The following is a 10,764-nucleotide window of genomic DNA, read 5'->3' as shown; positions in this document are numbered from 1 at the left end:
CCATCAACCAACGGTGGCCGCATCGATGAATTCATTGGTGTCCGGGGAAGGCGGTGGGCTGGGGGTGCGCACCGGGATGATCAGGCTGGTGTATTCCTCGATCAACCGGTTAAGCGCTTCTGGCGGTTCACTGGCCTGGAATTGCATACGGATCTGCACTTCGTCAGGGTCACGGTTTTCACCCTGGCGGCCCTGGGCACCGATGGTGACCTTGAAGCTCGCGGCCTTGTTTTCGCCAGCGCTCTGCAATGCCTGTTGCGCGTCGGCACCTTTGACCCGCACCGACAGGTCGACCTGCATGCGCTCCAGGGCCAGGCCCTTGGGCGACACCAGCGCGAACAGCGGCACGCGCATGATGTGCTGGCCGTCCATGGCCACCTCGACCATCTTGGCCTTCATGGGGGTGCCCAATGCCTCGGTATCGCACTCGAAGAACTGGTCGAACAGGTTGATGTACTGCTGCGCGATCAGGCTGTTGGTAGCGCTGGCGGCCTCCTGCAGGCCGCGGGTGATCTCGCGCAGGTCGATAGAGGTCATGGGGACGGGGGGCTTTTCCATTGATTCGACTCATCAGGCCAGTTGGGCCCCCCGTTGCTGGCGGGTGGGGCTGTCTTGGTGAAGCAGGGGCACCTCAAGAAGAAGGGGTGGCCGGATCAGGGGCCTTATCGGAAGAAGGCTTTTTCAAGGCGGCCGCAGGGTTTTTCAAGGTATCGTCCTTGGAAATTTCGTCCGGGCTCTCCAGTTTGGCGGTTTTGAGCATGGTGGGCTTGGTCGCGGCATCGGTAAGGAACTCGATCACCCGCATCATCGCCTCAGGTGGCTCCTGGCGTTTCAAGGTCGTGTTGAAGGCGTAACGGGCGCGGGTGTCGGTCTTGCGGGTTTGCGTGGACTTGTGGCTGACGCTGCCTTTCACGTTCAGCTTGAACGGCCCCCATCCCAGCGAGCCGCTCGCCTCGGCGCTCATGTCCTTGCTGGATACGTCTTCCGACATCTGGTTGATGACCAGTTCGAACTCGACGTTACCTTCTTCGATGGTGATGTTCGGGTGAGTGATGGCCGCCACCAACGGCACCTTCATGGTCTTGTTGACCACGCCCTGGTATTCACCCTGTTCGTCAACGATGGTTTCGTTGTAGTCGAACTGGATGGCCACTGCCTTGCCTTCCTGGATACACACTTGCATCAGGAAGTCGGCGTACGATTTGCTGGCGGTGACCTGTGCCTGAACCATGGCCTGCAAGGGGCCTGCGATCATGCGGTCCATCGGCAAGGAATTGATTACGGAGCCAATGAGGCTGTTGTCTATAGACATGACTGGATGCTCTCTTTAGTTGGGGTATCGGTGGCCATCAATGGTGACCACGGTGGCAGGCCGTCAGCGAACGCAAGGTTCCTGGCGACGAATGTTGCCGATCTGGCGCAGGCTCAGGCCGTACTTGTTGGCCAGCAGGCTGCGGGACAAGCCGCTGGCGCTTTCCTTCTGGATCTGCAGGTTGCGCAGCTGGCGCAGGAAGTGGTCTGCCTTGGGTATCTCCAGGGCTACCCCGGCAAAGCGCTTGATCAGTGCGTCCAGCGCGTCGGCCGGCAGCACGTCGGCGAGCTTGGTGCGCTCGCGGTGCTTGGGGATGTACTTGGGCCTGCCGCCGTAGGCGCAGGTCAGTTGGTAGGCGTTGTCGATGCCGATGCAGTCGATCAGGGCCTGCAGCGAATGGGGCAGTTGGCTGATATCGATGTGGCTCAAGTCTGGTAGTTCCATATGACGCTCCTTCGGGATGGATGGGATGTGCTACCCGATCACCAGCGGCGGTATGTCGACGGTGTGACTGAATTTTCTGCGACAGCCACGGTGCGTCGCTAGGCGGCATATGGGGTGGGACTTGTAGCTTCGGTGAACAGGTTTTGCAGGCAGCGATATCCTGCGTTGTAGGACATGGCGTCAAGATTTGGCTGCGGCGTGTGATTTCCCATCAGTTCACTCCCACTGTTGCGTGTTGGGTCCGGGGACCCTCAATCGCACGGATAGCTGCTCAGCAGGCTGGTGCTGCGCAGGTAGGCCTGCGGGGTGTCGCGCATGCCTTGTGGCAGCGTGCGCCAGTCAACCAGCAGGCACAGCGCATGCAGCGGCTGCCCACCGCGCTGGCCGATGACCAGGCCTGCAAAGCTGCGCCGGTATAGCGCGTGGGTCTGCTGCAGTGGCTGGACCTGGTCGGCCTGGGCCAAGGTTTGCCGGGCAAGCTCGGGCAGGCGGGCACTGGGTACAGTGAAATGCACGGGGGCACCATTGGCTTGCAGGTAGCCAGCCTGGCGCACACGGTGCCACAGCTGTTGCCATTGGCTGGCACCGGCGTTGGCGGCCAGCTCGCCGCCCAGCTCGAGCAGCCGCTCGGCAGGTACCTGGCGGGTGTCCAGTGCATGAAGAGAAAAGGGTGTCAGAAACAGCGACGCGAACAGCAGGGGTTTGTACATGGTGCCTCCGGCATGGGTGCTTGCGAGCCCCATGCTTTCAGGCCACTGTCGCCTTACCCAGCAGGAAATGCAGCGCCGGAGTCGATGGGCGTTGTATCATTGCTGCGGCTCGTTGCGAGCCAATTTGCCCCTGATGTTGCAAGGAACCTTCGATGACACACGTGCAGCGCCTCAAATATTCACTTCTGATCATCCTGGTAGTACTGGGCCTTATGCTGGGCCTGTCCCACCTGCAGAAGCAGGGCACGATCAGCGAGCAGACCTTCCAGATGCTGGCCATTGCCATCGCCGTGGTGGTAGTGGTGATCAACGGCATTCTGCGGCGCAAGGTCAAGCCTTGATCTGTGCGGGCCGGCCAGGTGTGGCCGGCCATGCCTCAGCGCGAGTGTGATTGCTCCAGCACGGCGCGCGCCTGGGGATTGAGGCTGTAGCACTTGTCGCTGCCCAGCTGGATGACCCCTTCGGCGCACAACCGCTTGAGCACTTCGCGCACGCTGAGGAATGACAGCGGGATATCCAGCTGTTCCAGTTGCGCATGCACGCCACGCACGCCGATGCTGCGGCCATTGCGGTCGGCGGCGTGCAAGGCATCGATCACCTTGAGGCGGATCAGGCTGGTGCGCAGGCCAAAGGTGCGCAATAGCTCGCGAATCTGCTCGTTGCCGATACGTTCCTCAGCAAAAGCGTCCTGTCCCGTGGGCGCCTTGCCTGGGATGTGCCCGGCCTGGATCGAGGGTTGCGGGTTGTACATGTGAATGCTCCTTTTCGTGGACGAACCCGAAATGTGGGTGGCTCACTTACTAAGACGAATGAGAACGCAAAAACTGCAACCCATTCGTAAAAAAAATGCCTGTTCCTGTTCAAGACGTTCCATCGTCTTGTAATACGTAAAATTTTCACTTGGCCATTCGTCTAGTCGGGATGACCCCTGACTCCGAGGAGTGCCCGTGTTCTCACTTTCCCGTCCCATGACTTGCGCTGGCCTGGTTACGGCCCTGGTGGCTTTCGGCGTTGACGTACAGGCGCAGAACGCCGTCGCCGATGCCAGTGCGCAGATTCGCCGAACCAGTTACGGGGTGCCGCACATCGTGGCCAAGGATGAGCGTGGCCTGGGCTATGGCATCGGCTACGCCTACGCCCAGGACAACCTGTGCCTGCTGGCCAATGAAGTGTTGACCGTGAGCGGTGAACGCTCCCGCTACTTCGGCGCCAAGGGCAAGACCTTGGAACAGCGTGACAACCTGGCCAGCGACCTGTTCTTCACCTGGCTCAACAGCCCGGTGGCGGTTAACGCGTTTCTGCAGGCCCAGCCCGCGCCGGTACAGGCGCTACTGGAGGGGTATGCCAGCGGCTACAACCGGGCGTTGGCCGAGCGCCGCAGTCAAGGGTTGCCGGCCGAGTGCGGCAAGGGCGAGTGGGTGCGCCCCATCACCAGCCAGGACCTGGTCAAGCTGACCCGTCGGCTGTTGGCCGAGGGTGGTGTCGGGCAGTTCGCCGAAGCGCTGGCGGGGGCGCAACCGCCGGCGCTGACCAGCCAACGCGCGACGGCAGACTTTGCCACTGCGCTGGCCCGGCAAGCGCGTTTTGCCGCGGAACGCGGCAGCAATGCCGTGGCGGTGGGCGCGCAGCGCTCGGCCAATGGCCGTGGCCTGTTGCTGGCCAACCCGCATTTCCCATGGATGGGCGGCATGCGCTTCTACCAGATGCAACTGACCATCCCCGGCCAGCTCGACGTGATGGGCGCGGCACTGCCGGGCCTGCCATTGGTCAACATCGGTTTCAACCGGCACCTGGCCTGGACGCATACCGTCGATACCTCAAAGCACTTTACCCTCTACCGCCTGCAGCTCGATCCCAAGGACCCGACCCGTTACCTGCTCGATGGCAAATCGCTGCCGCTGGCCCGGCAAACCGTCAGCATTGCGGTCAAGGCCGAGGATGGCAGCGTGAGTCAGCTACAGCGGCAGGTCTACAGTTCGCAATTCGGCCCGGTGGTGCAATGGCCTGGTCGGCTGGACTGGGACGCACATACGGCTTACAGCCTGCGTGACGCCAACCTTGAGAACACCCGGGTACTGCAGCAGTGGTACCAGATCAACCGGGCCGACAGCCTGGCGGGGTTGAAGGGTTCGGTCGAGCAGTTGCAGGGCATTCCCTGGGTCAACACCCTGGCCGTGGACCAAGGCGGCCAAGCCCTGTACCTGAACCAGTCAGTGGTGCCTTACGTCGACCAGCAACTGCTGGGCGAATGCAGCAACCCGCAGGCACAAGGGCATCTGGTGGTGCTCGATGGCTCGCGCAGTGCATGCCAGTGGAAGGTCGATGCACAGGCGGCGCAGCCGGGTATCTTCCCGGCGCGACTGCTGCCGAGCCTTGCGCGCGAAGACTTCGTGCAGAACTCCAACGACCCGGCCTGGATGGCCAACCCGGCGCAGCCGCTGACCGGTTATTCGCCGCTGGTCAGCCGCAGTGACCAGCCGCTGGGCATGCGCGGCCGCTTTGCCCTGCAACGCCTGCAGGGTACAGCCAAGCTGGGTGTCGATGACCTGCAGCGCATGGTGACCGATGACGAGGTCTACCTGGCCAGCCTGGTGCTGCCAGACCTGCTGCAATGGTGCAAGGGTGCCACTGCGGATGTGCAGGCCGTGTGCAGCAGCCTGGCGGCCTGGAATGGCAAGGCCGACCTCGACAGCGGTATTGGCCTGGTGCATTTCCAGAACCTGTTCGATGCCCTGGCCGAGCACCCGGAAAGCTGGCGGGTGGCCTTCGACCCGGCCGACCCGCAACACACTCCGCGCGGGCTGGCCGTGGAGCAGGCGGCGGTGCGCAAGCTGGTACACGAGGCGGCGCTGGCCTCGCTCGAACAAGTGAATGACAGCGGTGTAGCGGGGGAGGCGCGCTGGGGCCAGGTGCAACAGGCCCTCGATGGCACACCGGTACCGGGCGGCCCGCAGGCGTTGGGCGTGTACAACGCGATCTACAGCGTGCCGCACGGGCAGGGCAAGCGGCTGGTGGTCAGTGGTACCAGCTACCTGCAACTGGTCAGCTTCACCGACAAGGGGCCAGAGGCCCGTGGGCTGCTGGCGTTTTCGCAGTCGAGCGAAGCGGCTTCGGCGCATGCCAGTGACCAGACCAAGGCATTTGCGGCCAAGCAACTGGCGGTGATTCCGTTTACCGAGGCACAGATCAAGGCCGACCCGGAGTACCGGGAAGTGGTGATCAGTGAAGGGGACAAGGGGGCAGTGGCTCAGCAGTAAGGCATTCCGGCCCTATCGCCGGCAAGCCAGCTCCCACCTCGACCGCATCGCCTCAAGTCCTGCACAGTACCTGTGGGAGCTGGCTTGCCGGCGATGAGGCCAGCCAGGCAATACAAGACAGTTGCTCCCGCAAGTACCCCACAGTATTCGAGACCTGTGGAGAACCTGTGGGAGCTGGCTTGCCGGCGATGAGGCCAGCCCAGGCAATACAAGACAGCTGCTCCCACAAGTACCCCACAGTATTCGAGGCCTGTGGAGAACCTGTGGGAGCTGGCTTGCCGGCGATAGGGTCAGTGCAGCCAACCACATTGCCTTCAGGAAAACTCGAACGGCGCCAGCTGAAAGCCTTGCTCGTCAACCTGTAGGGCCCAGCCCTGGCGGTCCCAGTCACCCAGCACGATACGCCGTGCCGGCTGCCCGTCGACCACCAGCTTGTGTATCGCCGGCCGGTGGGTATGGCCATGCACCAGCGTGCGCACGCCATGCGCCGCCATTACCTTCGGCACTTCCTCGGGCGTGACATCGACGATCTCGGTGGCCTTCATCCGCGTTTGCGTGCGGCTTTCGCTACGTAGCTTGCGTGCCAGCTTGTAGCGAGTGGACAGCGGCAGGTGCCGCAAAATCCACAGGCTCAGCGGGTTGCGCAGCAAACGGCGCATTTTCATGTAGGCCAGGTCGCGGGTGCACAAGGTATCGCCATGCATCAGCAACACCTGCTCACCGCCCAGCTCGATCACGCTGGGGTCGCTCAACAGGGTGCAGCCTGCGGCTTCGCAGAAGGCCTGGCCAATCAGGAAATCACGATTGCCATGCATCAGGTAGATGGCCGTGCCGCTGTCGCTCAAGCGGCGCAAGGCCTGGCAGACCGACTGCTGAAAGGGCGTCATGGCATCGTCGCCGATCCAGGCTTCGAAGAAGTCGCCCAGGATGTACAGTGCCTTGGCGTGGCGCGCGCGGCCATCGAGCAGATCAAGAAACGCCCGGGTGATGTCCGGGCGTTCTTCTTGCAGGTGCAGATCGGAGATCAGCAGGATCACTCAACGATCTCGGCTTTCTCGATGATGACGTCGTCTTTCGGCACGTCCTGGTGGCCAGCCTTGGAGCCGGTGGCGACTTTTTCGATGGCGTCGACGATTTCACGGCCTTCGATCACTTCACCGAACACGGCATAGCCCCAGCCCTGCACGTTCTTGCCGCTGTGGTTGAGGAAGTCGTTGTCGGAGGCGTTGATGAAGAACTGCGCCGAGGCGGAGTGCGGTTCCATGGTGCGGGCCATGGCGATGCTGTACTTCTTGTTCTTCAGGCCGTTGTCGGCTTCGTTCTGGATGCTGGCGCGGGTTTTCTTCTGGCTCATGCCAGGCTCGAAGCCGCCGCCCTGGATCATGAAGCCCTTGATCACACGGTGGAACACGGTGCCATTGTAATGGCCATCCTTGACGTACTGAACGAAGTTTTCGGTAGTCAGCGGCGCTTTTTCGGCATCCAGTTGCAGGACGATGTCGCCGTGGTTGGTGCTCAGTTTGACTTTGGACATGCTGAAACTCGCTCTTTCAAGGCAATCGGGAATTAGGGTGCGCAGGGCGCGGGGTTATCACCTGACGCAGGATCAGGCGATCGCGACACATGGCGCGCACTGGCCATTTTGCCAGGCCGCGGCAAAAAGCCGTGATAAATCACGCCAGTTTGTCCGGGCCCGACTGTCAGCAGCTTGACTGCTTCGGCTATGATAGGCCCTTTGATTCAATCGGCCTACCCAGGCCGGACACGTGCATTCAAGGATCCTATGAGCAAGCCCACTGCCGACAACGCGCCCAACGCCGCTGCCAAAGGCGCCCCCGCTGTCCCTGCGAACTTCCTGCGGCCGATCATCCAGGCCGACCTGGACTCGGGCAAGCACAGCAGCATCGTCACCCGTTTCCCGCCGGAGCCCAATGGTTACCTGCACATCGGCCATGCCAAGTCGATCTGCGTCAACTTCGGCCTGGCCCAGGAATTCGGGGGTGTCTGCCACCTGCGTTTCGACGACACCAACCCGGCCAAGGAAGACCAGGAGTACATCGACGCCATTCAGAGCGATGTCAAGTGGCTGGGCTTCGACTGGGCCGGTGACGTGCGCTACGCCTCCGACTACTTCGACCAGCTGCACGACTGGGCGGTCGAGCTGATCAAGCGTGGCAAGGCCTATGTCTGCGACCTGACCCCTGACCAGGCCAAGGAATACCGCGGCAACCTCAAGGAGCCGGGCAAGAACAGCCCGTTCCGTGAGCGCAGCGTGGAAGACAACCTCGACCTGTTCGCGCGCATGAAGGCTGGCGAATTCAAGGACGGCGAGCGCGTGCTGCGGGCCAAGATCGACATGGCTTCGCCGAACATGAACCTGCGCGACCCGATCCTGTACCGCATCCGCCATGCCCACCACCACCAGACCGGTGACAAGTGGTGCATCTACCCCAACTACGACTTTACCCACGGCCAGTCGGACGCCATCGAGGGCATCACCCACTCGATCTGCACCCTGGAGTTCGAAGGGCATCGTCCGCTGTACGACTGGTTCCTCGACAACCTGCCGGTACCGGCACACCCGCGCCAGTACGAGTTCAGCCGCCTGAACCTGAACTACACCATCACCTCCAAGCGCAAGCTCAAGCAACTGGTCGACGAGAAGCACGTCGAAGCCTGGGACGACCCGCGCATGTCGACCTTGTCCGGCTTCCGTCGCCGTGGCTACACCCCGGCATCGATCCGCAACTTCTGCGAAATGATCGGCACCAACCGTTCCGACGGCGTGGTCGACATGTCGATGCTCGAATTCAGCATCCGTGACGATCTGGACCGCACCGCGCCGCGCGCCATGTGCGTGCTGCGCCCGCTGAAAGTGGTCATCACCAACTACCCGGAAGGCCAGGTCGAGCAGCTCGAACTGCCGCGCCACCCGAAGGAAGACATGGGCGTGCGCGTGTTGCCGTTCGCCCGCGAGCTGTACATCGACCGCGACGACTTCATGGAAGAGCCGCCGAAGGGCTACAAGCGCCTGGAGCCGGCCGGTGAAGTGCGCCTGCGCGGCAGCTACGTGATCCGCGCCGACGAAGCGATCAAGGACGCCGACGGCAACATTGTCGAACTGCGTTGCTCGTACGACCCGGACACCTTGGGCAAGAACCCCGAGGGCCGCAAGGTCAAGGGCGTGATCCACTGGGTGCCGGCCGAGGGCAGCGTCGAGTGCGAAGTGCGCCTGTACGACCGCCTGTTCCGCTCGCCGAACCCGGAAAAGACCGAGGAGGGCGGCAGCTTCCTGGACAACATCAACCCGAACTCGCTGCAAGTGCTCAGCGGTTGCCGTGCCGAGCCATCGCTGGCCCAGGCCCAGCCCGAGGACCGCTTCCAGTTCGAGCGCGAAGGCTACTTCTGCGCCGACCTGAAAGACAGCCAGCCGGGCCGCCCGGTGTTCAACCGCACTGTCACCCTGCGTGACTCCTGGGGCAGCTGAGGAACCGCCGTGCTTACCATCTACAACACCCTGAGCAAAGCGAAGGAAACCTTCAAGCCGCTGGATGGCAACAAGGTGCGCATGTACGTGTGCGGCATGACCGTGTACGACTACTGCCACCTGGGCCATGGCCGCAGCATGGTGGCCTTCGACCTGGTCACCCGCTGGCTGCGCAAGAGCGGCTATGAGCTGACCTACGTGCGCAACATCACCGACATCGACGACAAGATCATCAACCGGGCCAACGAGAACGGCGAAAGCTTCGACGCCCTGACTGCCCGCATGATCGACGCGATGCACGAAGACGAGCGCCGTCTGAACATCCTGCCGCCAGACCAGGAGCCGCGTGCCACCGACCATATCGCCGGCATGCACGCCATGATCCAGACCCTGATCGACAAGGGCTATGCCTACGCCCCGGGCAATGGCGACGTGTACTACCGCGTCGGCAAGTTCGTCGGTTATGGCAAGCTGTCGCGCAAGAAGATCGAGGACCTGCGCATCGGTGCACGTATCGAGGTCGACGAAGCCAAGCAGGACCCGCTGGATTTCGTGCTGTGGAAAGGCGTCAAGCCGGGCGAGCCGAGCTGGGAATCGCCATGGGGCCCGGGGCGTCCGGGTTGGCACATCGAGTGCTCGGTGATGTCCACCTGCTGCCTGGGCGAAAGCTTCGACATCCATGGCGGCGGCAGCGACCTGGAGTTCCCGCACCACGAGAACGAGATTGCCCAGAGCGAGGCGGCCACCGGCAAGCAGTACGCCAACGCCTGGATGCACTGCGGCATGATCCGTATCAATGGCGAGAAGATGTCCAAGTCGTTGAACAACTTCTTCACCATCCGCGACGTGCTCGAGAAGTACCACCCGGAAGTGGTGCGTTACCTGCTGGTGGCCAGCCACTACCGCAGCGCGATCAACTACTCCGAAGACAGCCTGCGCGACGCCAAGGGCGCGCTGGAGCGCTTCTACCACGCCTTGCGCGGCTTGCCGCGGGTGGCGGCCAAGGGCGGCGAAGAGTTTGTCGAGCGCTTCAGCGTGGCGATGAACGACGACTTCGGCACCCCCGAAGCCTGCGCGGTGCTGTTCGACCTGGTGCGCGAGATCAACCGCCTGCGCGACAGCGACCCAGAAGCGGCTGCCGGCCTGGCGGGTCGCCTGCGTGAGCTGGGTGATGTGCTGGGTGTGCTGCAGTTGGACGCCGATGACTTCCTGCGTGCCGGTGCCGAAGGCAAGGTGGATGCGGCTGAGGTCGAGGGCTTGATCCAGGCGCGTCTGCAGGCGCGTGCCGACAAGAACTGGGCCGAGTCCGACCGCATTCGCGACCAGCTGACTGCCATGGGCGTGGTGCTGGAAGACGGCAAGGGTGGGACGACCTGGCGCCTGGCTGACTAAACCAGTCAAGCGGGGCCGCGTTGCGGCCCAATCGCCGGCAAGCCAGCTCCCACCTCGACCGCATGGGCCTCAAGCCCTGTGCAGTCCCTGTGGGAGCCGGCTTGCCGGCGATGAGGCCAGTCCAGGCAATACAAGACAGTTGCTCCCACAAGGACATCGCAG

At 62.8% G+C, this 10,764-nt stretch carries 11 protein-coding genes; 4 read left to right on the top strand and 7 right to left on the bottom strand.

Features of this window, described 5'->3' with window-relative positions; all coding sequences use genetic code 11:
* Positions 1 to 3 precede the first annotated feature (3 nt).
* The 4 genes from TZ03_RS07935 to TZ03_RS07920 form a co-directional block, all read right to left on the bottom strand.
* Entirely contained in the window at positions 4 to 558 is a 555-nt protein-coding gene (locus TZ03_RS07935; protein WP_051096822.1) for a DUF2589 domain-containing protein, read from the bottom strand.
* A gap of 73 nt (positions 559 to 631) precedes the next feature.
* A complete protein-coding gene (locus tag TZ03_RS07930) occupies positions 632 to 1,312 on the bottom strand; it encodes a DUF2589 domain-containing protein (RefSeq protein ID WP_051096819.1) in 681 nt (226 codons plus the stop codon).
* Positions 1,313 to 1,375: 63 nt separating this feature from the next.
* Entirely contained in the window at positions 1,376 to 1,756 is a 381-nt protein-coding gene (locus tag TZ03_RS07925; RefSeq protein ID WP_051096816.1) for a Mor transcription activator family protein, read from the bottom strand.
* A gap of 251 nt (positions 1,757 to 2,007) precedes the next feature.
* Positions 2,008 to 2,466, bottom strand: a complete 459-nt coding sequence (locus TZ03_RS07920; protein WP_051096814.1) for a hypothetical protein — start codon at positions 2,464 to 2,466, stop codon at positions 2,008 to 2,010.
* Positions 2,467 to 2,618: 152 nt separating this feature from the next.
* Here TZ03_RS07920 and TZ03_RS07915 point away from each other — a divergent pair, with 152 nt between their 5' ends.
* The gene (locus TZ03_RS07915; RefSeq protein WP_003248064.1) at positions 2,619 to 2,807 is read left to right on the top strand and encodes a hypothetical protein; all 189 of its coding nucleotides are present in this window, start codon (positions 2,619 to 2,621) and stop codon (positions 2,805 to 2,807) included.
* 35 nt (positions 2,808 to 2,842) lie between these two features.
* Here TZ03_RS07915 and TZ03_RS07910 read toward each other — a convergent pair whose 3' ends face one another.
* Positions 2,843 to 3,217 carry a fe2+ zn2+ uptake regulation protein gene (locus TZ03_RS07910; RefSeq protein WP_051096812.1) on the bottom strand — a complete coding sequence of 125 codons (375 nt, stop codon included), beginning with the start codon at positions 3,215 to 3,217 and terminating at the stop codon, positions 2,843 to 2,845.
* Between the two features lie 196 nt (positions 3,218 to 3,413).
* Between TZ03_RS07910 and TZ03_RS07905 the strand changes: the two genes are divergently transcribed.
* Positions 3,414 to 5,723 carry an acylase gene (locus TZ03_RS07905; RefSeq protein WP_051096810.1) on the top strand — a complete coding sequence of 770 codons (2,310 nt, stop codon included), beginning with the start codon at positions 3,414 to 3,416 and terminating at the stop codon, positions 5,721 to 5,723.
* Between the two features lie 314 nt (positions 5,724 to 6,037).
* Here TZ03_RS07905 and TZ03_RS07900 read toward each other — a convergent pair whose 3' ends face one another.
* Both TZ03_RS07900 and TZ03_RS07895 read right to left on the bottom strand, forming a co-directional pair.
* Positions 6,038 to 6,760: a UDP-2,3-diacylglucosamine diphosphatase gene (locus tag TZ03_RS07900; RefSeq protein ID WP_051096807.1), complete on the bottom strand. Its 723-nt coding sequence runs from the start codon at positions 6,758 to 6,760 to the stop codon at positions 6,038 to 6,040.
* On the bottom strand, positions 6,757 to 7,257 hold the full coding sequence (locus TZ03_RS07895) for a peptidylprolyl isomerase (protein WP_051096805.1): 501 nt from the start codon (positions 7,255 to 7,257) through the stop codon (positions 6,757 to 6,759). The genes TZ03_RS07900 and TZ03_RS07895 overlap by 4 nt, the downstream gene beginning before the upstream one ends.
* 249 nt (positions 7,258 to 7,506) lie before the next feature.
* On the opposite strand from TZ03_RS07895, the gene TZ03_RS07890 reads away from it, so the two are divergent.
* A complete protein-coding gene (locus TZ03_RS07890; RefSeq protein WP_051096802.1) occupies positions 7,507 to 9,210 on the top strand; it encodes a glutamine--tRNA ligase/YqeY domain fusion protein in 1,704 nt (567 codons plus the stop codon).
* Positions 9,211 to 9,219: 9 nt separating this feature from the next.
* Positions 9,220 to 10,602, top strand: a complete 1,383-nt coding sequence (cysS, locus tag TZ03_RS07885; RefSeq protein WP_051096799.1) for a cysteine--tRNA ligase — start codon at positions 9,220 to 9,222, stop codon at positions 10,600 to 10,602.
* Positions 10,603 to 10,764: the final 162 nt, after the last annotated feature.

The sequence above is a fragment of the Pseudomonas sp. 10-1B genome (genome assembly GCF_000935045.1).
Taxonomy (GTDB): domain Bacteria; phylum Pseudomonadota; class Gammaproteobacteria; order Pseudomonadales; family Pseudomonadaceae; genus Aquipseudomonas.
This window is presented reverse-complemented; position numbering and strand designations above follow the sequence as displayed.

What these genes read in the sequence shown, in the direction of transcription:
- TZ03_RS07935 (WP_051096822.1), bottom strand. Translation starts at nt 558, where the DNA reads ATGGAAAAGCCCCCCGTCCCCATGACCTCTATCGACCTGCGCGAGATC.
- TZ03_RS07930 (WP_051096819.1), bottom strand. Translation starts at nt 1,312, where the DNA reads ATGTCTATAGACAACAGCCTCATTGGCTCCGTAATCAATTCCTTGCCG.
- TZ03_RS07925 (WP_051096816.1), bottom strand. Translation starts at nt 1,756, where the DNA reads ATGGAACTACCAGACTTGAGCCACATCGATATCAGCCAACTGCCCCAT.
- TZ03_RS07920 (WP_051096814.1), bottom strand. Translation starts at nt 2,466, where the DNA reads ATGTACAAACCCCTGCTGTTCGCGTCGCTGTTTCTGACACCCTTTTCT.
- TZ03_RS07915 (WP_003248064.1), top strand. Translation starts at nt 2,619, where the DNA reads ATGACACACGTGCAGCGCCTCAAATATTCACTTCTGATCATCCTGGTA.
- TZ03_RS07910 (WP_051096812.1), bottom strand. Translation starts at nt 3,217, where the DNA reads ATGTACAACCCGCAACCCTCGATCCAGGCCGGGCACATCCCAGGCAAG.
- TZ03_RS07895 (WP_051096805.1), bottom strand. Translation starts at nt 7,257, where the DNA reads ATGTCCAAAGTCAAACTGAGCACCAACCACGGCGACATCGTCCTGCAA.
- TZ03_RS07890 (WP_051096802.1), top strand. Translation starts at nt 7,507, where the DNA reads ATGAGCAAGCCCACTGCCGACAACGCGCCCAACGCCGCTGCCAAAGGC.